The sequence below is a fragment of the Stenotrophomonas sp. 220_Sma genome, assembly GCF_056487375.1.
This window is the reverse complement of record NZ_CM151348.1, coordinates 3,438,036-3,458,634: the sequence shown is the minus strand read 5'-3', so window position 1 is coordinate 3,458,634 and position 20,599 is coordinate 3,438,036. Positions and strand designations below refer to the sequence as shown.

Annotated in this window: 19 protein-coding genes and 1 tRNA gene; 17 read left to right on the top strand and 3 right to left on the bottom strand. The window is 64.8% G+C overall.

The features are described from left to right. Positions 1–6 precede the first annotated feature (6 nt). From ACZLIB_RS16320 to ACZLIB_RS16310, 3 genes are read right to left on the bottom strand one after another with little or no spacing between them, the layout of a single operon-like run. Entirely contained in the window at positions 7–864 is an 858-nt protein-coding gene (locus ACZLIB_RS16320) for a polysaccharide deacetylase family protein (RefSeq protein WP_032128254.1), read from the bottom strand. Then, positions 857–2,002, bottom strand: coding sequence for a glycosyltransferase family 4 protein (locus tag ACZLIB_RS16315; RefSeq protein WP_032128255.1), 1,146 nt, complete (start codon positions 2,000–2,002; stop codon positions 857–859). Before ACZLIB_RS16315 ends, ACZLIB_RS16320 begins: the two co-directional genes overlap by 8 nt. A gap of 20 nt (positions 2,003–2,022) precedes the next feature. Beyond that, complete coding sequence (locus ACZLIB_RS16310; RefSeq protein WP_049398727.1) at positions 2,023–3,909, bottom strand: DUF3413 domain-containing protein; 1,887 nt, start codon at positions 3,907–3,909, stop codon at positions 2,023–2,025. Positions 3,910–4,104: 195 nt separating this feature from the next. Here ACZLIB_RS16310 and ACZLIB_RS16305 point away from each other — a divergent pair, with 195 nt between their 5' ends. From ACZLIB_RS16305 to nuoL, 17 genes are all read left to right on the top strand, one after another. Next, positions 4,105–5,040 carry an isopenicillin N synthase family dioxygenase gene (locus tag ACZLIB_RS16305; RefSeq protein WP_478468132.1) on the top strand — a complete coding sequence of 312 codons (936 nt, stop codon included), beginning with the start codon at positions 4,105–4,107 and terminating at the stop codon, positions 5,038–5,040. Between the two features lie 95 nt (positions 5,041–5,135). After that, a protein-coding gene (locus tag ACZLIB_RS16300; protein WP_478468130.1) for an IS3 family transposase occupies positions 5,136–6,370 on the top strand; the annotation gives its coding sequence in 2 pieces (ribosomal slippage) (positions 5,136–5,487 and positions 5,487–6,370; 1,236 coding nt in all). An 826-nt stretch (positions 6,371–7,196) separates the two neighbouring features. Continuing rightward, on the top strand, positions 7,197–7,952 hold the full coding sequence (tpiA, locus tag ACZLIB_RS16295; RefSeq protein ID WP_032128643.1) for a triose-phosphate isomerase: 756 nt from the start codon (positions 7,197–7,199) through the stop codon (positions 7,950–7,952). Positions 7,953–7,983: 31 nt separating this feature from the next. Beyond that, positions 7,984–8,421 (top strand): preprotein translocase subunit SecG, encoded by a 438-nt coding sequence (gene secG, locus ACZLIB_RS16290; RefSeq protein WP_010486424.1) that lies wholly within the window; start codon positions 7,984–7,986, stop codon positions 8,419–8,421. Between the two features lie 51 nt (positions 8,422–8,472). Continuing rightward, a tRNA-Leu gene (locus ACZLIB_RS16285) sits at positions 8,473–8,557 on the top strand. Between the two features lie 111 nt (positions 8,558–8,668). Continuing rightward, a complete protein-coding gene (locus ACZLIB_RS16280) occupies positions 8,669–9,025 on the top strand; it encodes an NADH-quinone oxidoreductase subunit A (protein WP_008265012.1) in 357 nt (118 codons plus the stop codon). Then, on the top strand, positions 9,016–9,570 hold the full coding sequence (locus ACZLIB_RS16275; protein ID WP_005410463.1) for a NuoB/complex I 20 kDa subunit family protein: 555 nt from the start codon (positions 9,016–9,018) through the stop codon (positions 9,568–9,570). The genes ACZLIB_RS16280 and ACZLIB_RS16275 overlap by 10 nt, the downstream gene beginning before the upstream one ends. Before the next feature lie 33 nt (positions 9,571–9,603). Continuing rightward, positions 9,604–10,353 carry an NADH-quinone oxidoreductase subunit C gene (locus ACZLIB_RS16270; protein WP_005410462.1) on the top strand — a complete coding sequence of 250 codons (750 nt, stop codon included), beginning with the start codon at positions 9,604–9,606 and terminating at the stop codon, positions 10,351–10,353. Beyond that, positions 10,350–11,657, top strand: a complete 1,308-nt coding sequence (locus ACZLIB_RS16265; protein WP_006458796.1) for an NADH-quinone oxidoreductase subunit D — start codon at positions 10,350–10,352, stop codon at positions 11,655–11,657. The genes ACZLIB_RS16270 and ACZLIB_RS16265 overlap by 4 nt, the downstream gene beginning before the upstream one ends. A gap of 97 nt (positions 11,658–11,754) precedes the next feature. Continuing rightward, positions 11,755–12,282 carry an NADH-quinone oxidoreductase subunit NuoE gene (nuoE, locus tag ACZLIB_RS16260; protein WP_006381132.1) on the top strand — a complete coding sequence of 176 codons (528 nt, stop codon included), beginning with the start codon at positions 11,755–11,757 and terminating at the stop codon, positions 12,280–12,282. A 4-nt stretch (positions 12,283–12,286) separates the two neighbouring features. After that, positions 12,287–13,627, top strand: a complete 1,341-nt coding sequence (nuoF, locus tag ACZLIB_RS16255; RefSeq protein ID WP_006381131.1) for an NADH-quinone oxidoreductase subunit NuoF — start codon at positions 12,287–12,289, stop codon at positions 13,625–13,627. After that, complete coding sequence (gene nuoG / locus ACZLIB_RS16250; RefSeq protein WP_478468128.1) at positions 13,624–15,858, top strand: NADH-quinone oxidoreductase subunit NuoG; 2,235 nt, start codon at positions 13,624–13,626, stop codon at positions 15,856–15,858. The genes nuoF and nuoG overlap by 4 nt, the downstream gene beginning before the upstream one ends. After that, complete coding sequence (gene nuoH, locus ACZLIB_RS16245) at positions 15,855–16,949, top strand: NADH-quinone oxidoreductase subunit NuoH (RefSeq protein WP_006381129.1); 1,095 nt, start codon at positions 15,855–15,857, stop codon at positions 16,947–16,949. The genes nuoG and nuoH overlap by 4 nt, the downstream gene beginning before the upstream one ends. Positions 16,950–16,952: 3 nt before the next feature. After that, positions 16,953–17,441: an NADH-quinone oxidoreductase subunit NuoI gene (gene nuoI / locus ACZLIB_RS16240; protein ID WP_006381128.1), complete on the top strand. Its 489-nt coding sequence runs from the start codon at positions 16,953–16,955 to the stop codon at positions 17,439–17,441. Positions 17,442–17,450: 9 nt separating this feature from the next. Next, a complete protein-coding gene (locus tag ACZLIB_RS16235; protein WP_032128645.1) occupies positions 17,451–18,107 on the top strand; it encodes an NADH-quinone oxidoreductase subunit J in 657 nt (218 codons plus the stop codon). Then, entirely contained in the window at positions 18,104–18,409 is a 306-nt protein-coding gene (gene nuoK, locus ACZLIB_RS16230) for an NADH-quinone oxidoreductase subunit NuoK (RefSeq protein WP_005417921.1), read from the top strand. Before ACZLIB_RS16235 ends, nuoK begins: the two co-directional genes overlap by 4 nt. Before the next feature lie 7 nt (positions 18,410–18,416). Then, positions 18,417–20,594, top strand: a complete 2,178-nt coding sequence (nuoL, locus tag ACZLIB_RS16225; RefSeq protein WP_478468126.1) for an NADH-quinone oxidoreductase subunit L — start codon at positions 18,417–18,419, stop codon at positions 20,592–20,594. Positions 20,595–20,599 lie beyond the last annotated feature (5 nt).

The following is a 20,599-nucleotide window of genomic DNA, read 5'->3' as shown; positions in this document are numbered from 1 at the left end:
GCGTGTTCAGGGCCCCGGCACCATCTTCTTCTGGCGTGCCTTGAACCCATTGAACAGCGGCGCGATCAGCGGGTTGTAACTCAGGCGGATGCGCTTGCGCAGCCAGTTGGCCGGGCGGTTGCGGATCGCGAAACGATAGATGCGTTCCGGGTCGCCACCGATCACGTTGCGGCCGAACGGGTGGGTGGTGTGCAGGTAGCGGAAGCCCTGCTCGCGCGCCACTTCGATGTGATCCTGGTCGAAATCACCGTACGGCCAGCACAAGGTATCGGACACGTCGCCAAGCTTGTCCTGCAGGACTTCGCGCGAGATCGCCAGATCCCGGCTCAGGCCCGCACGGCGCTGCGCACGGTCCAGATCGTCACGGCGCAACCAGCGGGTGTGGGTATGGGTGTGGCAATGCACTTCGAAGGTGCCGGCGGCGATGGCTGCACGTGCTTCGCTCCAGCGCATCATCACATCGTCACTGCGGTCCTGCTCGTAGATCGCCGCTTCGCAGCCGCGATGGTCCGGCGTCGACGGCAGCGTCGCTCCGGCAATGCCGGCATGCGGACGTTCCGGGCCTTCGCCCATCCAGCCGGTGACCACGAACACCACGGCATGCATGCCGTACTTCTGCAGGATCGGATGGGCATACACCCAGTTGTCCAGGTAGCCATCGTCGAAGGTGATGACGATCGACTTGCGCGGCACCGGCTTGCCGGCCAGGAAGCCGGCGTACTGGTCCAGCGTCAGTGAGGTCCAGCCATTGCCTGCCAGCCACGCGATCTGGCTTTCGAAGTTTTCCGGCGACACGGTGATCATGCCCGGCGAGGGGCTGACATGGTGGTGCATCAGCACCGGAACGGTTCGCGCATCAGCCATGTCCCAGCTCCTTCAGCCACTGGTGGTAGTAGTGTTCGGTGGCTTCACCGTGGCCGTCCGGCGTGAAGCGGTGCGCGCCGTGCATCCAGTCCCAGCCAGCGCGGCCCATCTGCCGCCGCCGTTCCGGGTCGTCCACCAGCAGGCGCAAGGCACCTGTCAGGGCGGCATTGTCTCCCAAACGGGTGAGGATCGCATTGCTGCCATCGACCACCATCTCCGGCACGCCACCCACCCGCGTGGCTACGATCGGTACGCCCACATAAGCCGCTTCCAGGAACACGGTGCCGGCCGCTTCCTTGTGCGAGGCCAGCGCGAAGATGTCGAAGCCGGCCATCAGCCGGCAGGCTCCATCGCGGTAGCCGAGCAGGTGCACCTGGCGCTGCAGGCCGTGCTCGGCGCACATCGCCTGCAGTCGTTCCGTCACGGCCTGGCCATCACCGACGATCACCAGGTGCAGGTCCGGGTTGGCCTTGCACAACGGGATCATCGCCTGCAGCAGGTCGGCATGGCCCTTGGGCTCGCGCAGTACCGCCACGCAGCCGACCACGATGTCCTGTTCGCCGAAACCGAGCTCGGCACGCACCTGTGCGCGCGCGTCCTGCAGGCACTGCCAGGGATCGGCCTTGCGGATCTCGCTCCAGCGCGGCGGAACCGCAATCGGCGGCACGATGCCGATGCGCTCGGCCGGAATGCCACGGTCGGCCAGCAGTTGCTTGACGAAACTGCTGACGGTCAAAACCCGGTGCGGAAGCCCGGTATAGGTCAGCAGCGAATTGACCGGGCTCATCAGGTGGCGCGAGCGCACCACCAGCGGCGTGCCGCCCAGGCGTGCACCGGCGGCGGCGATCAGCGCATCGCGGCGGCTGGTGGTGTTGACCACGTCGTAGCGTTCGCGGCGCACCAGTCGCGATACCGACCACACGCCGCGCAGCAGGCGTGCCAGGCCTCCCATGCGCAGCGTATGCACGGTGAAACCGTCGTCGCGTGCCAGTGTGGCCAGGCGCGCATCGGGCTGGCACAGCAACGACACTTCATGGCCACGCGCGCGCATCACCTGCATGTGCCGGAAGATGTAGATCTCCTGCCCGCCCATTCCCTTGGCGGCTTCGGTATGCAGGATGCGCAGCGGACGGTTCATGCAGGATCGGTCCTTGAAGTTCAGCGGTTGCGGAAGCGGGTCAGCGCTTCCCATGCGGAGCGGATGGCGGCGCCGTCCGGTGCCTGCTGCGGCAGCGGACGGTAGTGCCGGTCGAGCGCGGTGGCGTTGCCGAACTTGTCGAACACGTAGATGGCATCGCCATGGCGTACCGCGCGCTGCGACCAGCTCTCCACCACCAGCGCACGTTCGCTGGTGGTGGGCGCGGCCAGCAGGTCCTGGCCAGTACTGAAGTCGCTCAGGGCGTTCTCGCAGCCCAGTGCGTGGCGCATCAATGTCGGCACCCAGTCCTCATGCGAACTGGTGCGCATCTCATGGCCGCTGGCCTGGCCTGGCCAGTGCAGCACGAACGGCACCTGCAGCTGGTAGTCGGAGAAGTTGCCGTTGTGGCCCCAGTAGTTCAGCTTGAGGTCGTTGAACTCTTCGGCATGGTCACCGGTGACCAGCACGATGGTGTTCTCGGCCAGGCCTTGCGCGCGAAGGTCGTCCAGCAGCGAGCCGACCAGGCTGTCGGCGTAGTGCACGGCGGTGCGGTAGCGGTTGAGCTCCGGCGTCGGGTCGTGGTCCGGGCCGAAGGACAGGAAGTCGATCTCCTTGGCCATCGGCGTGGCCACCGGCGGGTAGCTGGCGGGCAGGTGGTAGCCGGCGTGGGTGGAGTCGAGGAACACGAAGCCGAACCACGGGTGCTGGGCGGCCTGGCTGGTGCGGATGTCGTTCTGCAGCGCGGTGACGATGGCTGCGTCACGCTTGTCGGGTGTCAGGGCGGAGGGGCCCTGGTGCAGCTGGTCGCGTACGTCGGCGAAGGCGGTGCGGTCGAACTCCGGGCTGTACAGCGGCGCGCTGCCGTACAGGTGCAGGTCGTAGCCCTGCTGGCCCAGCACCTGGAACAGCTGCGAGCCGCGCTGTTCGTCCAGCATGCTCTGCCAGTAGCCGCCGGGCAGGCCGTAGAGCAGGCCGAACAGGCCGTAGCGGGTGGCGTTGCCGGTGCTGAAATGCTGGTCGTACACGCGCGAAGCCTGTGCCAGTGCCGTCGTATTGGGCATCAGCTGCGGCGTCATGGCGTCCTGGCGCAGCGACTCCAGCACCACCATCAGCACATTCGGCCGATGTGGGTTCTGGCAGCGCAGGGGCTGCAGCGGATACAGCAGCTGCGCATGGCGCGGGTCAGGCAGGCCAGCCTGCTGTTCGCTGACAACGCCCAGTTTGCGCATGAAGCTCTTGGCGGTGATCGGCTGCGCCCAGGGCAGGTAGTTCCACTGCGCGATGACGTCACGGTCGCCGCGGGCATCGTAGTAGGCGGTGGCGACCTGGCCCCCCCCCATCAGCAGAGCGACCACCGCCCAGGCCTGCAGGACCCGGCGGCGGCGGGGCAGGGCGGGCAACAGCTTCCAGCATGCCCAGGCCAGCAGGCCTTCGGCGGCGAAGATGGCGGCGACCAGCAGTCCGGCCTGCAGCCAGGTTTTCCAGGACAACGCGACCTGGTCCTGCAGCGCGCCGCCGAACACCATGTTCACCACCATGGCATTGAGGTGGAACCGATACAGAGTGAAAACCTTCGCATCAACCAGCAGCAGGCACAGCCACAGGCCCTGCAGCAGCACGGCGCTGATGCTCAGCGTGCGCGCGCTGCGCGGCCACAGGCCCAGCAGCAGCGGCAGCAGGCCTGCGAGGGCACCGAAGGCGAGCAGATGCCCCGGCAGAGCGACGGACAGGTAAACCAGGCCGATTGCGCCACCGGGGTTGTCGGCCAGCGGTACGTTGCCGAGCGTGATCGCCATCGCCAGCAGCGCGTTGCCGGCCACGAACAGCGACCACCAGGCCAATCGGCGCCAGTGACGTGCCGGGCCGGAGGGCAGGGAGGTGTTGGCAGAAGGAGCAGCAGGGCGCATGAAGGACGGAGGCGGCAGGTGGAGCAGGGGCGGGAGTCCCGGTTGTGACGGAATCGTTAATCCGCGCGCGGGTTGCGCATTGTATCGGTTTGTTTCTTCGTATCGAGTGGCGTCCCCCGGGCGATCTGTCACAATGTTCAGGTGGGCCATGAATGCGCTGGCCCTTCCAGACCCAACGACAAGCCAGGAACCGCTGTGAGCCAGATCCCCACCCTCGACATCACCCGTTTCGACAGCGACCGCGAGGCCTTCGTGGCCGAGCTGGGCGCGGCCTACCGCCAATGGGGATTCGCGGGCATCCGCAACCACGGCATCCCGCAGGCCGACATCGACGCGGCCTACGATGCCTTCAAGGCCTTCTTCGCCCTGCCGGAGGAGGTCAAGCGCAAGTACCACGTGGCCGGCAGTGGCGGCGCCCGCGGCTACACCCCGTTCGGCGTGGAGACCGCCAAGGGCTCCAAGCATTTCGACCTGAAGGAGTTCTGGCACATCGGTCGCGAGATCGCCGACGACTCCAAGTACCGCGACGTGATGGCGCCGAACCTGTGGCCGACCGAGGTCGAGGGCTTCCGCGAGCGCGGTTACGGCCTGTACCAGGCGCTGGACAACCTGGGTTCGCGCGTACTGTCGGCGCTGGCCCTGCACATCGGCCTGCCGGAAGACTTCTTCGCCGACAAGACCAACTTCGGCAACTCGATCCTGCGCCCGATCCACTACCCGCCGATCACCACCGACGACATTCCGAACGTGCGTGCCGGTGCCCACGGCGACATCAACTTCATCACCCTGCTGGTCGGTGCCAGTGCCGCGGGCCTGGAAGTGCAGTCGCACGAGGGCGAATGGGTGCCGTTCACCTCGGACGCGGACACCATCGTGGTCAACATCGGCGACATGCTGCAGCGCCTGACCAACCACGTGTATCCGTCGACCATCCACCGCGTGGTCAACCCCCCGGGTGACCTGGCGCGCCAGCCGCGCTACTCGGTGCCGTTCTTCCTGCACCCGAACCCGGACTATCTGATCGACGTGCTGCCGTCCTGCATCACCCCGGAGAACCCGAGCCGGTACCCGGAGGCGATCACCGCCCACGGCTTCCTCGAGGAACGCCTGCGCGAGATCAAGCTGAAGTAATAAGAAGTGAAGGCCGCCGAAAGGCGGCCTTTTCCTTTGCAGTGACCCGTCCTGAATTGGGTTGACACCTTTTCCCTCTGGAAAAGGAATGTTCAATGAAATCAACAATCAGGCGCAGTCAGCGGGATTACTCGCTGGCCTTCAAGTTGTCCGTGGTCGATCAGGTCGAGCGTGGAGAACTGACCTATAAGAAGGCTCAGGAGCGATACGGTATCCAAGGCAGCAGCACGGTTCTGAAGTGGCTTCGCCGCCATGGTCGGCAGGATTGGTCAGGTGGTGCATCATCTGCCCCCATGACGACTTCTCCCAAAAGTGGACCGGCCACGCCGCTGACGCCGGAACAACAGATCAAGGCCCTGCAGGTCCAGTTACGGGAGGCCAACGAGAAAGCACAGCTTTTCGAAGCCATCGTGGATGTCCTCAAAGAGGATTACGGGGTGCGCATCGTAAAAAAGCCTTCAGGCAAGTCCTCACGCAAGGGCGCCTCAAAGGCGTAAGCGTGGCAAGGGCTTGCCGCCATTTCGGCATCAGTCGACAGGCGTTCTATCAAGCGGGGTGCCGGCATCAACGACGACGCGCCAGCGAGACCAAAGCACTGGCGCTGGTGAGCGATTGCCGCGTGCGGCAGCCACGGATCGGGACGCGCAAGTTGCACCATTTGATCGGACCGAAGCTGCAGGCGGCGGGAATCACCATGGGACGTGACCGGTTGTTTGACGTACTTCGGGAAGCGCGCCTGCTGGTACCGAAACGTCGGGCTTATCACAAGACTACCGACAGCCATCATCGCTTTCGCAGGCATCCGAATCTGCTCAAACCTGGCCAAGGATGCGTAATACCAACCGGTAGCGAGCAGGTGTGGGTGGCGGACATCACCTATCTGCCGACGCAGGGGAAGTTCGTGTATCTGAGCCTGGTCACCGATGCCTGGTCGCGCAAGATCGTGGGCTGGAGCGTGCATGAAACGCTACAGACAGAGCAGGTAGCTCAGGCGCTGGAGATGGCGCTGAAAGGGAGAAAGACATCGCAGAAGCTGATCCATCACTCTGATCGTGGAATCCAGTACTGCTCGGATTACTACCAGAAGATCCATGCGCGGCACGGCCTGACCTGCTCGATGACCGACGGCTACGACTGCTATCAGAACGCTCTGGCAGAGCGAGTCAACGGGATCCTCAAGTGCGAGTTCCTGCTTCATCGCCCACGGGACCTGGGGCAAGCCCGCCAGATGGTGGCTGAGGCCGTAGACATCTACAACGCTGAGCGCCCCCACCTGTCCCTTAAAATGCAGACGCCCGATGCGATGCATCGGGCGTTCTTGGCCGCCTGACGGCGGCCGGACCATCCACCCATCGGTGTCAACCTATGGCAGGACGAGTCACAGGGCTGCGCCCTGCACCCGCAGAGGCCGAAGCCAAAGCCAAAGCCAAAGCGGCTCTGGGGTGTCCCGTAGGGAGGCGGGGAGGTGTCGGATGGCGGGGACGCCGTGAACCCGTCCCTGGGGGCTTGGCCGCGGCATCCATGCCGCGGACACCCCGCCATCCGACACCTCCCCGCCTTCGACAGTTTCCCGGTGGCGGTGGGTAAATCGGGATTTCCGGTAGGTGTCGACCTTGGTCGACACGCTAGATCCACGCCATGGGTGCGGGCAGCTACCCGCACTGCCGCTTTTGCTTTTGATCTTCTTATTTCTTTCCGTGGCGGGCGGAACCGCCGGAATGTGTCAGAGGCCGGGCGGGTGGGGCTGCGCAGGGGCGTGAGCCGCATGGGCCCGAGGCATGCCTCGGGCGCGTTGGGCAGGACGCCCAACCCGGGTCTTGCTCGTGTGTGCAGGACAGCGCACACGAGCAAGCGGCGACCGAGCTTACAGGGGGGAGGGCGCTTTGCTTGCGAAGCACTGCTTCGCAAGCGCCCGAACGCACAGCCGCCAGCGGCTGGGCCGGGCCCCGGAGGGGGACTTGCAGCGCCCCCTGCGCAGTCCCACCCGCCCGGCCAAGCCCCAAATCCAACCGGGCTCTCCGCGACCAACCCAACCCCACCCCCGCCACGAGGGGCTGCGCCGTTGGCTGAAAATCCATGTAACCGCTTACACGGAAACGGATTTTTGCCGTAACGGGTATCATGATCGGCTGACTTCACACAGGAGCCACCCGCTCATGCGCCGCAAGATCGTCGCCGGAAACTGGAAGCTGCATGGCAGCCGTCAATTCGCCAATGAACTGCTGGGGCAGGTCGCCGCCGGGCTGCCGCTGGAGGGGGTGGACGTGGTGATCCTGCCGCCGCTGCCGTACCTGGGCGAGCTGGTCGAGGACTTCGGCGAGACCGGCCTGGCCTTTGGCGCGCAGGACGTGAGCAGCAACGAGAAGGGCGCCTACACCGGCGAGGTCTGCGCCGCCATGCTGGTCGAGGTCGGCGCCCGCTATGGCCTGGTGGGCCATTCCGAGCGCCGCCAGTACCACCACGAGAGCAGCGAGCTGGTCGCGCGCAAGTTCGCCGCCGCCCAGCACGCCGGCCTGGTGCCGGTGCTGTGCGTGGGCGAGACCCTGGAACAGCGCGAGGCCGGGCAGACCGAAGCAGTCATCGCCGGCCAGCTGGCGCCGGTGCTGGAGCTGGTCGGCGCGGCCGGTTTCGCCAAGGCCGTGGTCGCCTACGAGCCGGTCTGGGCCATCGGTACCGGCCGTACCGCGACCAAGGAGCAGGCACAGCAGGTGCACGCGTTCATCCGTGGCGAAGTCGCGCGTATCGATGCTAGAATCGCTGATTCACTGCCCATTGTTTACGGCGGTAGCGTGAAACCCGACAATGCCGGGGAACTGTTCGCGCAGCCGGATGTCGATGGTGGGCTGGTCGGCGGCGCCTCCCTGGTGGCCGCGGACTTCCTGGCCATCGCACGGGCGGCGGCCGCGAACTAATCCTAGAAGTATTGTCCGAGGGCGGTTTCCAATGCTGATGTTGATCCTCAATGTCGTCTACGTGCTGGTCGCTGTGGCCATGATCGCGCTGATCCTGATGCAGCGTGGCTCGGGTGCGGCGGCGGGTTCGGGCTTTGGTGCCGGTGCCTCGGGTACGGTGTTCGGTGCGCGCGGTGCCTCGAACTTCCTGTCCAAGTCGACCAAGTGGCTGGCTGTCGTGTTCTTCGGCATCAGCCTCTTCATGGCCTGGTATGCCGGTCATGGCAGCCGCCCGGCGGCCGACCAGGATCTGGGCCTGATGTCCGCACCGGCGGCAGTCGCTCCGGCGGCTCCGGCGGGTGAACTGCCGGCCGTTCCGAAGGCCGATGCGGTCCCGGCCGCCCCGGTTCCGGCCGCGAATGTGCCGGCTCAGGCGGAATCTTCGGTTTCTGGTGAAGAAAAGCCTTCGGAAGGCTCCCAGAAAGACTGAAGCCGGTTACAATACGCGGCGCATCGGGAAGATAGTCTGATGTGATCGTTTGCCCAGGTGGCGGAATTGGTAGACGCACTACCTTGAGGTGGTAGCGACGCAAGTCGTAGGGGTTCGAGTCCCCTCTTGGGCACCATTTGTAAGTAAAGCGGGTTCGTCTGGCGCGCAAGGCGCCAGGCAGATTCCCGTCCACTCCCCCATGCCAAAGCGCCTGCAGGCGCGGCGGCAGAGGCAAGAGAGAATCGCTGTGCTGGCCGAATATTTGCCGTCTCTGCTGTTTCTGATCGTTGCCACCGGTATCGGCATTACGCTGATGCTGGTTGGTCGATTCCTCGGTCCCCGCCGCCCCGATCTGGAAAAGCTGTCGCCGTACGAGTGCGGCTTCGAGGCCTTCGAAGACGCGCGCATGAAGTTCGACGTGCGCTACTACCTGATCGCGATCCAGTTCATCGTCTTCGACCTGGAAATCATCTTCATCGTGCCGTGGACCCAGGTCTTCATGGAGCTGGGTGCCCGTTCGCTCATCACCATGGGCCTGTTCGTCGGCATGCTGTTCCTCGGTTTCATTTACGTCTGGAAGAAGGGAGCGCTGGAATGGGAGTGATTCAGACTCTCGATGGCCTCATGAACAACCCCACGCCGGAAGGCCGGGTTGATGACATCCTGCGGCCGGAAGGTGACAACCCGCTGCTGGAAAAGGGCTTCGTCACCACCAGCGTCGATGCACTGCTGAACTGGGCGCGCACCGGCTCGATGTGGCCGATGACCTTCGGTCTGGCCTGCTGCGCGGTCGAAATGATGCACGCCGGCGCCGCGCGCCTGGACCTTGACCGCTACGGCGTGGTGTTCCGCCCGTCGCCGCGTCAGTCCGACGTGATGATCGTGGCCGGTACCCTGGTCAACAAGATGGCCCCGGCGCTGCGCAAGGTCTACGACCAGATGCCGGACCCGAAGTGGGTCATCTCGATGGGTAGCTGCGCCAATGGTGGCGGCTATTACCACTACTCCTATTCTGTGGTGCGCGGCTGTGATCGCGTGGTGCCGGTGGACGTCTACGTCCCGGGCTGCCCGCCGACCGCCGAGGCGCTGGTGTACGGGATCCTGCAGCTGCAGAAGAAGATCTGGCGTACACAGACCATCGCCCGCTGACCCCTTCACCTGACAAGAGCGCGCCAAGCCCCCATGGCAGAGCAAGCATCCTTCATCGACCGACTCTCCGCACGTTTCGCAGGTGCGAAGGTCATCGTGGTCGAACCCCGCGGCGAAGTGACGCTGGAAGTGCCTGCCGCCGAGTGGCACGCCACCGCCCTGGCGCTGCGTGACGAGTTTGGTTTCGAGCAGGCCGTGGATCTCTGCGGCGTCGACTACCTCGGTTATGGCTCCGACGAATGGGACACCGCCGACGTGTCCTCGCAGGGCTTCAGCCGTGGCGTCGAAGGCAAGGCCCAGGGCCGTTTCGCGTGGGGCGAGTTCCCCACCGAGGAAAACGGCGCCGACGGTGCCCGCCCGCAGCACATGCCGACCCAGCGTTTCGCCGTGGTCGCCCAGCTGCGTTCGTACCAGCACAACCTGATGATGCACCTGCGCTGCTTCGCCCCTGACGAAGCGCTGCCGGTGGTGTCCTCGCTGACCGGCATCTGGCCGGGCCTGAACTGGTTCGAGCGCGAAGCGTTCGACCTGTACGGCGTGATCTTCGAAGGCCACCCGGACCTGCGCCGGATCCTGACCGACTACGGTTTCGTCGGCCATCCGTTCCGCAAGGACTTCCCGCTGATCGGCAATGTCGAAGTCCGCTACGACGAAGAAAAGAAGCGCGTGATCTACGAACCGGTCACCTCGGTGGAGCCGCGTGTCGGCGTGCCGCGCGTGATCCGCGACGACGCCCGTCTGCAGACCGCAGAAGGTGAGCGCGCGCAGGAGGCAGTGAAGTGAGCCACGTACACCAGGCCGGCGAAGCCTTCGCCAGCAACGCCGCCGAAAGCCGGCAGGAAATCCGCAACTACACCATGAACTTCGGCCCGCAGCATCCGGCCGCGCACGGTGTGCTGCGCCTGATCCTGGAAATGGACGGCGAAACCATCATGCGCGCCGACCCGCACGTGGGTCTGCTGCACCGTGGTACCGAAAAGCTGGCCGAGTCCAAGCCGTTCAACCAGTCGATCGGCTACATGGATCGCCTGGATTACGTGTCGATGATGTGCAACGAGCACGCCTACGTGCGCGCGATCGAGACCCTGATGGGCATCGAAGCGCCGGAGCGTGCGCAGTACATCCGCACCATGTACGACGAAATCACCCGCATCCTCAACCACCTGATGTGGCTGGGCTCCAACGCGCTCGACCTGGGTGCGATGGCGGTGATGCTGTATGCCTTCCGCGAGCGCGAAGAGCTGATGGACTGCTATGAAGCGGTCTCCGGCGCGCGCATGCACGCGGCGTACTACCGCCCGGGCGGTGTCTACCGCGACCTGCCGGACCACATGCCGAAGTACAAGGAATCGCGCTGGCACAAGGGCAAGGCGCTGAAGCAGCTCAATGCTTCGCGCGAAGGCTCGCTGCTGGACTTCCTGGAAAACTTCACCGTCGAGTTCCCCAAGCGCATCGACGAATACGAAACCCTGCTGACCGACAACCGTATCTGGAAGCAGCGTACCGTCGGCATCGGCGTGGTCACTCCGGAACTGGCCCACCAGTGGGGCATGACCGGCGTGATGCTGCGTGGCTCGGGCATTGCCTGGGACCTTCGCAAGAAGCGTCCGTATGCCAAGTACGATGCCGTCGATTTCGACATCCCGCTGGGCAAGGAAGGCGACTGCTACGACCGCTACCTGGTCCGCGTTGCCGAAATGCGCGAGTCCAACCGCATCATCAAGCAGTGCGTGGCGTGGCTGAAGGCCAACCCCGGCCCGGTCATGGTCAAGAACTTCAAGGTCGCTCCGCCCAAGCGCGAGGACATGAAGGACGACATGGAAGCGCTGATCCACCACTTCAAGCTGTTCAGCGAAGGCTATTGCGTGCCGGCCGGGGAAACCTACGCGGCAGTGGAAGCGCCCAAGGGCGAGTTCGGCTGCTACCTGGTCTCCGATGGCGCCAACAAGCCGTTCCGCGTGCACCTGCGTGCACCGGGCTTCGCCCACCTGTCCTCGATCGATTCGATCGTGCGCGGCCACATGCTGGCCGACGTGGTGGCGATGATCGGTACCTACGACCTGGTGTTCGGCGAGGTTGACCGGTAATGCCGTCCGCCACGCCAACGCCCGCTGCAGGCAGCCGGCGCAAGCCGGCGCCGCAGTTTCTGGAATTTCACGTTATGCATTTCGCTGAGGTCGGCCGATGAAGGCGACAGGTAATTTCGAGGCGGCGCGCGACGTCGACCCGATGGTGGTGCTGAGCGACAAGACCCGCGCTCACATCGATCACTGGCTGTCCAAGTTCCCGCCGGACCGCAAGCGCTCTGCCGTGCTGCAGGGCCTGCATGCGGCCCAGGAGCAGAACGAGGGCTGGCTGACCGACGAACTGATCGCCGGCGTGGCCAAGTACCTCGACCTGCCGCCGGTGTGGGCCTACGAGGTCGCCAGCTTCTACTCGATGTTCGAGACCGAGAAGGTGGGCCGCAACAACGTGGCCATCTGCACCAACATCAGCTGCTGGCTCAATGGCGCCGAGGACATCGTCCGCCATTGCGAGAAGAAGCTGGGCATCAAGCACGGTGAATCGACCCCGGACGGCCGCGTCTACCTCAAGCGCGAGGAAGAGTGCCTGGCCGGTTGTGGCGGCGCGCCGATGATGGTCATCAACGGTCACTACCATGAGCGTCTGACCCTGGAAAAGGTCGACGAGCTGCTGGACGGGCTGGAGTAAGGGCATGGCACATCACCACGAATCCAAGGGTCCGGTCGGCCCCGCGCCGCTGCCGCACCAGGTGGTCTACACCACCCTGCATTACGACACCCCGTGGTCGTACGAAAGCTACCTGAAGACCGGTGGCTACGCCGCCCTGCGCAAGATCCTCGAAGAGAAGATCCCGCCGGAGCAGGTCATCGAGATGGTCAAGGCCTCGGGCCTGCGTGGCCGCGGTGGCGCAGGCTTCCCGACCGGCCTGAAGTGGTCCTTCATGCCCAAGGGCAACATGCAGAAGTACATCCTCTGCAACTCGGACGAATCCGAGCCGGGCACCTGCAAGGATCGCGACATCCTGCGCTACAACCCGCATTCGGTGGTGGAAGGCATGGCGATCGCCTGCTACGCCACCGGTTCGACCGTGGGTTACAACTACCTGCGCGGTGAGTTCCACCACGAGCCGTTCGAGCACTTCGAGCAGGCCCTGGCCGACGCCTATGCAAATGGCTGGCTGGGCAAGAACGTGATGGGCTCGGGCGTGGACATCGACATCTACGGTGCGCTGGGCGCCGGCGCGTACATCTGCGGCGAAGAAACCGCGCTGATGGAATCGCTGGAAGGCAAGAAGGGCCAGCCGCGCTACAAGCCGCCGTTCCCGGCCAACTTCGGCCTGTACGGCAAGCCGTCGACGATCAACAACACCGAAACCTATGGTTCGGTGCCGGCGATCATCCGCAACGGTCCGGAGTGGTTCAAGGGCCTGAGCCTGACCGCCAACGGCGGTCCGAAGTGCTTCTCGGTGTCCGGCTGCGTGCAGAACGGCGGCAACTTCGAAGTGCCGCTGGGCACCAAGTTCCACGACCTGCTGGAAATGGCCGGTGGCCTGCGTCCGGGCCGCACCCTCAAGGGCGCGATCCCGGGCGGCGTGTCGATGCCGGTACTGACCGCGGCCGAGCTGCAGGATCTGCCGATGGACTACGACACCATCCGTGCGCTGGGCTCCGGCCTGGGTTCGGGTGCGATCGTGGTGCTCGACGACAGCGTCTGCTGCGTCAAGTTCGCCTGCCGCATCAGCCAGTTCTTCCACAAGGAATCGTGCGGCCAGTGCACCCCGTGCCGTGAAGGCACCGGCTGGATGCACCGCGTGCTGGAGCGCATCGTCGCCGGCAAGGCCACGATGGAAGACCTGCACCAGCTGAAGGCGGTGGCCGGCCAGATCGAAGGCCACACCATCTGTGCGTTCGGTGAAGCGGCTGCATGGCCCATCCAGGGCTTCCTGCGCCAGTTCTGGGACGAATTCGAGTACTACATCGTCAACGGTCATTCGATGGTTGACGGCAAGAAGGTGGAGGCAGCCGCCGCATGAGCGCGCAACCCGTAAACCCGAACGTGCCACCGGATCACGTGACCATCGAAATCGATGGCAAGTCGCTGGTCGTGCCCAAGGGTTCGATGATCATCCAGGCGGCCGACAAGGCCGGCATTTCGATTCCGCGCTTCTGCTACCACGAGAAGCTGCCGATCGCCGCCAACTGCCGCATGTGCCTGGTGGACGTGGAAAAGTCGCCGAAGCCGGCGCCGGCCTGTGCCACCCCGGTGATGGATGGCATGAAGGTCGCCACCCGCAGCGAGAAGGCACTGAAGTTCCAGCGCTCGGTGATGGAGTTCCTGCTCATCAACCACCCGCTGGACTGCCCGATCTGTGATCAGGGCGGCGAGTGCGAGCTGCAGGACGTGTCGCTGGGCTATGGCCGTTCGGTCAGCCGCTTCAACGAGCGCAAGCGCGTGGTGCCGGACGAGGACATGGGCCCTCTGGTCGCCACCGAGATGACCCGTTGCATCCAGTGCACCCGCTGCGTCCGCTTCACCGCCGACGTTGCCGGTACCTACGAACTGGGTGGCATGTACCGCGGTGAGAACCTGCAGATCGGTACCTTCGACGGCAAGCCGCTGACCACCGAGCTGTCCGGCAACGTCGTCGACGTCTGCCCGGTCGGCGCGCTGACCAACAAGGTGTTCCAGTTCCGCGCCCGCCCGTGGGAACTGACCGCGCGCGAATCGCTGGGCTACCACGACGCGATGGGTTCGAACCTGTTCCTGCACGTGCGTCGCGGCGAAGTGCTGCGCACCGTGCCGCGCGACAACGAAGCGGTGAACGAGTGCTGGCTGTCCGATCGTGACCGTTACTCGCACCAGGGCCTGTACAGCGAAGACCGTGCGGTCAAGCCGCTGCGCAAGGTCAATGGCGAGTGGAAGGAAGTGAGCTGGGCCGAAGGCCTGGCCGCGGCCGCCGAGATCCTCAAGGCCAACCAGGGCGACAACCTGGGCGTGCTGGTGCACCCGTCCACCTCGAACGAGGAAGGCGCGCTGCTGGCCCGCCTGGCCAAGGGCCTGGGCTCGAGCAACATCGACCACCGCATCAACAACCGCGATTTCTCCGACGCCGCAACCGCCGAAGTGTTCGGCCTGCCGCTCGCCGAGATCGAAGGCGCCGACCGCATCGTCGTTCTGGGCAGCAACATCCGCCACGAACTGCCGCTGCTGCACGCCCGCCTGCGCAAGGCGCAGACCACCAACGGCGCGAAGATCCACGTCGTCAACCCGGTGGACTTCGACTTCGCCTTCAGCATCGCCGGCAAGCAGATCGTCGCGCCGTCGAAGTTCGTCGACGCGCTGGCCAACGCCGAGCTGCGTTCGGCGGTGCAGGGCGGCAACAACACCGTGCTGATCGTCGGTGGCATCGCCGAAAACCATCCGCAGGCTGCCGCGATCCGCGCCGCCGCGCGTGACTTCGCTGCTGCGACCGGTGCCAAGCTGTGCCGCATCCCGCAGGGTGCCAACGCCGTTGGCCTGACCCGCGCAGGCGTGCTGCCGGCCGGCAAGGACGTCGCCGCGATGCTGGCGCAGCCGCGCCAGGCGTACGTGGTCTACGGCCTGGAGCCGGGCCTGGACTTCGCCGACGCTCCCGCCGCGCGCAAGGCGCTGGTCGGCGCCAAGGTGGTGGCCTTCAGCCAGTTCGCCTGCGTCTCCACCCGCGACGTTGCCGACGTGATCCTGCCGATCGGTGCGCTGCCGGAAATCGACGCCACCCTGACCAACCTCGATGGTCGCGAGCAGTCGGCGCGTGCCGGCGGCAAGCTGCCGGGCGCGGCCCGTGAGGGCTGGCGCGTGCTGCGCGCCCTGGGCGGTGAGCTGGCGGTAGCCGGTTTCGACTTCACCGACCTGGCCGGCCTGCGCGCCAGCCTGGCCCCGGTGTCGGTCGCCGTTGCCGCCTCGGCACAGCCGGTGGTTGCCGGCGAAGGCCTGGAAGTGGCTTCGACCGCCGCGATCTACCGCACCGATGCGGTGGTCCGTCGCGCCCCGGCGCTGCAGTCGCATCCGCTCAACAACGCCCCGCGCATCGTGCTGAACGCTGAAGATGCCGCTCGCCTGCAGCTGCAGGAAGGGCAGATGGCCAAGGTCGGCACCGATGCCGGCAAGGCCACCCTGCCGGTGGTGATCGACGCCCGCGTCGCTGCGGGTTCGGTCTGGATTGAATCGGGCCACGGCGCGACCGCGCCGCTGGGTGCCGCTCGCGTAACGGTGGTGGCTGCATGAACGAATTGCTGTTGAACGCGGTCGATCCGCTGCACCAGTGGCTGCTTGGCCTTGGTGACATCGGCGCGCTGATCTGGATCATCCTGAAGATCCTGGTGATCACCGTTCCGGTGATCATCTCGGTGGCCTTCTACGTGGTCTGGGAACGCAAGCTGATCGGCTGGATGCACGTCCGCCACGGCCCGATGTACGTGGGCATGGGCATCTTCCAGGCCTTCGCCGACGTCTTCAAGCTGCTGTTCAAGGAAGTGGTCCAGCCGAGCAGCGCCAACAAGGCGATCTACCTGCTGGCCCCGCTGATCACCCTGGCTCCGGCCTTCGCGGCCTGGTCGGTGGTCCCCTTCGATTCGCAGATCGTGCTGTCCAACGCCAACGCCGGCCTGCTGTACCTGCTGGCGATGACCTCGCTGGGCATCTACGGCATCATCCTGGCCGGTTGGGCATCCAACTCGAAGTATGCGTTCCTGGGTGCGATGCGCGCCTCGGCGCAGATGATCAGCTACGAAATCGCCATGGGCTTCGCCCTGGTCGGCGTGATGATCGCGTCGGGCAGCCTGAACCTGAGCAACATCGTGATGGCGCAGGCCGGCAATTCCGGTTTCTTCGACTGGTTCCTGCTGCCGCTGTTCCCGCTGTTCGTCATCTACTGGGTGTCGGGCGTTGCCGAAACCAACCGCGCGCCGTTCGACGTGGTGGAAGGTGAATCGGAAATCGTCGCTGGCCACATGGTCGAGTACTCGGGCGGTGCGTTCGCGCTGTTCTTCCTGGCCGAATACGCCAACATGATCCTGATCAGCTTCCTGATCTCGATCTTCTTCCTCGGCGGCTGGCTGAGCCCCATCCAGGGCTGGGTCAACTTCGGCGACGTCTCGCCGCTGGTCGACTGGATCTGGAAGGGCGGTGCACCGTGGCTGTTCGTCAAGGTGTTCTTCTTCGCCAGTGCCTACATCTGGTTCCGTGCCAGCTTCCCGCGCTTCCGCTATGACCAGATCATGCGCCTGGGCTGGAAGGTCTTCATCCCGCTGGCCATTCTGTGGATCGCGGTTACCGCCGTCATGGTGTTCTTCGGCGTGATTCAAAAGGGCGTCTAAGTGATGAACAGGATTACCCATTACTTCAAGAGCCTGCTGCTGCTCGAACTGCTGGGCGGCCTTTGGCTGACGCTGAAGTACAGCTTCAAGCCCAAGTACACGATGATGTACCCGATGGAGAAGTTCCCGCAGTCGCCGCGCTTCCGTGGCCTGCACGCCCTGCGCCGTTACCCCAACGGTGAAGAGCGCTGCATCGCCTGCAAGCTGTGCGAAGCGGTGTGCCCTGCATTGGCCATCACCATCGACTCGGCCAAGCGCGAAGACGGCACCCGCCGTACCACGCGCTATGACATCGATCTGTTCAAGTGCATCTTCTGCGGCTTCTGCGAAGAAAGCTGCCCGGTGGACTCGATCGTCGAAACCCACATCCTCGAGTATCACTTCGAGAATCGTGGCGAAAACATCGTTACCAAGCCGCAGCTGCTGGCCCTGGGCGACCGTCTCGAGTCCGAGATCGCCGAGCGTCGCGCCGCCGATGCCGCTTACCGCTGAGGTCGAGAGATGGATTGGGTAAATATCGCTTTCTGGGTGTTCGCCATCGCGGCAACGGTTTCGGCCGGTGCGGTGATCAGCGTGCGCAACCCGGTTCACGCCGTGCTCTGCCTGGTGCTGACCTTCTTCTCCATTGCCTGCGTGTGGCTGCTGGTCGGCGCCGAGTTCCTCGGCGTGGCGCTGGTGCTGGTCTACGTCGGCGCGGTGATGGTGCTGTTCCTGTTCGTGGTGATGATGCTCGACATCGACCCCACCAAGCTGCGTGAGGGCTGGGTCCGCTACCTGCCGGTCGGTCTCATTGTTGCCGTGGCGATGCTGGTGCAGATGCTGATCCTGATCGGCGTGAAGGGCAGGGCGGTCAACCCGTTCCCGGCCGACAACGCCGCTGCGGTCGCTGCCGACAGCTCCAACGTCACCTGGCTGGCGCGTACGCTGTTCACCGAGTACCTGCTGCCGTTCGAGTTCGCCGCCGTCATCCTGACCGTGGCCGTGGTTGCCGCCGTGATGCTGACCCTGCGCCGCCGTACCGGCGTGAAGAGCCAGAACCCGGGTGAGCAGACCATGGTCAAGGCCGGCCAGCGCCTGCGCATGGTCAAGATGGGCGCCGAAGCGCCGGTCGTGCACAGCAACAGCAAGCCGGCCGCCGGCGAGGAGACCCAGCCGTGATTACCCTTGGCCACATCCTTGCGCTGGGCGCGGTGCTGTTCGCCATCAGCCTGGCCGGCATCTTCCTCAACCGGAAGAACGTCATCGTCCTGCTGATGTCGATCGAACTGATGCTGCTGTCGGTGAACATCAACTTCGTCGGCTTCTCGCGTCAGCTGGGCGATCCGTCCGGCCAGCTGTTCGTGTTCTTCATCCTGACCGTCGCCGCCGCGGAAGCCGCCATCGGCCTGGCGATCCTGGTGACCCTGTTCCGTACCCGCCGCACGATCAATGTCGGCGAAGTCGATTCGTTGAAGGGCTGATCCACAGATGGAAATCACTCTCTCCAAGAGTCTGTTGATCGCAGTGGTGCTTGCACCGCTGTTCGGCAGCATCATCGCCGGCCTGTTCGGTCGCCAGGTCAAGCGCTTCGGCGCGCAGACCATCACCATCCTCGGCGTCGCGGTTGCCTGCGGCCTGTCGATGTACACGCTCTACCAGTTGCTGTGGGGCGGCGCGCAGCCGTTCAACCAGAACATCTACACGTTCTTCGAAGTCGGCCAGTACTCGGCCCACGTCGGTTTCATGGTCGACAAGCTGACCGCGATGATGATGGTGGTGGTGACCTTCGTGTCGCTGCTGGTCCACATCTACACGATCGGCTACATGCAGGACGATCCGGGCTACCAGCGGTTCTTCAGCTACATCTCGCTGTTCACCTTCTCGATGCTCACCCTGGTGATGAGCAACAACTTCCTGCAGCTGTTCTTCGGCTGGGAAGCGGTGGGCCTGGTGTCGTACCTGCTGATCGGCTTCTGGTTCAAGCGCCCGACCGCGATCTTCGCCAACATGAAGGCGTTCCTGGTCAACCGCGTTGGTGACTTCGGCTTCCTGCTCGGTATCGCCGGCGTGCTGTGGGTGTTCGGCACCCTGGACTACTCGCAGGTGTTCTCGCAGGCCGGCATGCTGGCTGACCCGCGCGCCCAGCTGCAGATCTGGGACGGCACCCTGTTCGGCATGCAGCTGCTGAACGAGCCGGTGATCTGGTCGATCGCCACCGTCATCTGCATCTGCCTGTTCATCGGTGCCATGGGCAAGTCGGCCCAGGTCCCGCTGCACGTGTGGCTGCCGGACTCGATGGAAGGCCCGACCCCGATCTCGGCACTGATCCACGCCGCGACGATGGTGACCGCCGGCATCTTCATGGTCACCCGCATGTCGCCGCTGTTCGAGCTGTCGCAGACCGCGCTGAACTTCATCCTGTTCATCGGTGCCACCACCGCGTTCTTCACCGGCCTGATCGGCATCGTGCAGAACGACATCAAGCGCGTCGTCGCGTACTCCACGCTGTCGCAGCTGGGTTACATGACGGTTGCACTGGGCGTGTCGGCGTACTCGGCCGCCGTGTTCCACCTGATGACCCACGCCTTCTTCAAGGCGCTGCTGTTCCTGGGTGCCGGCTCGGTCATCATCGCGATGCACCACGAGCAGGACATGCGCAAGATGGGCGGCCTGCGCAAGTACATGCCGATCACCTTCGTCACCATGTGGATCGGTACCCTGGCCCTGGTCGGTACGCCGTTCTTCTCCGGCTTCTACTCGAAGGACACCATCATCGAGGCGGCCGAGATCCACGCCCACATGCAGAACAGCTGGGTGGCCACCTATGGCTACTGGGCAGTGCTGGGTGGCGTGCTGGTGACCAGCTTCTACAGCTTCCGCCTGCTGTTCCTGACCTTCCACGGCAAGGAGCGCTTCCGCGACGCGCATGATGATCACGGCCATGCCCATGACGATCACCACGCCGCAGATGCGCACCCTGCTGACGCCCATCATGGGGACGCGCACCATGACGACCACGGCCATGGCCACGGTGCGCATGAGCCGCACGAAACCCCGTGGGTGGTGACCCTGCCGCTGATCCTGCTGGCCATCCCGTCGATCGCCATCGGTTTCTTCAGCATCGGTCCGATGCTGCACGGCACCGACTGGGCCGGCCACCATGCACACGACGCAATCAAGGGCCAGGTCAACACGTTCTTCACCGGCATCGTCGATTTCTACGATCCGGCCAAGAACACCGTTGCCTTCCTGGGCGAAGAGTTCCACGGGCCGGTGGCGTTCGCGCTGCACGGCATGATGCTGCCGCCGTTCTGGCTGACCCTGGCGGGCTTCCTGCTGGCTGCGCTGTTCTACCTGTGGAAGCCGGACCTGTCGGGCAAGGCGCGCAAGACCTTCGCTCCGCTGGTGTCGGTGCTGGAAAACAAGTACGGCTTCGACAAGCTGTGGATCGATGGCTTTGCCGGTGGCAGCGTCAAGCTGGGCAAGGTCGCACGCTGGATCGACAGCAACATCGTCGACGGCGTGGTCAATCTTTCGGCACGTGTTGTGGACGTCGCAGCCGGCATGCTGCGTCGTACCCAATCCGGTTTCCTCTATCACTACGCCTTCGCGATGATCATCGGCCTGATTGCCCTTCTGGGCGTGCTGATGCATTACCTGCGTTGATGACC

Coding starts and splice junctions, on each gene's coding strand:
- ACZLIB_RS16320 (WP_032128254.1), bottom strand. CDS start 864: ATGGCTGATGCGCGAACCGTTCCGGTGCTGATGCACCACCATGTCAGC.
- ACZLIB_RS16315 (WP_032128255.1), bottom strand. CDS start 2,002: ATGAACCGTCCGCTGCGCATCCTGCATACCGAAGCCGCCAAGGGAATG.
- ACZLIB_RS16310 (WP_049398727.1), bottom strand. CDS start 3,909: ATGCGCCCTGCTGCTCCTTCTGCCAACACCTCCCTGCCCTCCGGCCCG.
- tpiA (WP_032128643.1), top strand. CDS start 7,197: ATGCGCCGCAAGATCGTCGCCGGAAACTGGAAGCTGCATGGCAGCCGT.
- secG (WP_010486424.1), top strand. CDS start 7,984: ATGCTGATGTTGATCCTCAATGTCGTCTACGTGCTGGTCGCTGTGGCC.
- ACZLIB_RS16275 (WP_005410463.1), top strand. CDS start 9,016: ATGGGAGTGATTCAGACTCTCGATGGCCTCATGAACAACCCCACGCCG.
- ACZLIB_RS16270 (WP_005410462.1), top strand. CDS start 9,604: ATGGCAGAGCAAGCATCCTTCATCGACCGACTCTCCGCACGTTTCGCA.
- nuoE (WP_006381132.1), top strand. CDS start 11,755: ATGAAGGCGACAGGTAATTTCGAGGCGGCGCGCGACGTCGACCCGATG.
- nuoF (WP_006381131.1), top strand. CDS start 12,287: ATGGCACATCACCACGAATCCAAGGGTCCGGTCGGCCCCGCGCCGCTG.
- nuoG (WP_478468128.1), top strand. CDS start 13,624: ATGAGCGCGCAACCCGTAAACCCGAACGTGCCACCGGATCACGTGACC.
- nuoH (WP_006381129.1), top strand. CDS start 15,855: ATGAACGAATTGCTGTTGAACGCGGTCGATCCGCTGCACCAGTGGCTG.
- nuoI (WP_006381128.1), top strand. CDS start 16,953: ATGAACAGGATTACCCATTACTTCAAGAGCCTGCTGCTGCTCGAACTG.
- ACZLIB_RS16235 (WP_032128645.1), top strand. CDS start 17,451: ATGGATTGGGTAAATATCGCTTTCTGGGTGTTCGCCATCGCGGCAACG.
- nuoL (WP_478468126.1), top strand. CDS start 18,417: ATGGAAATCACTCTCTCCAAGAGTCTGTTGATCGCAGTGGTGCTTGCA.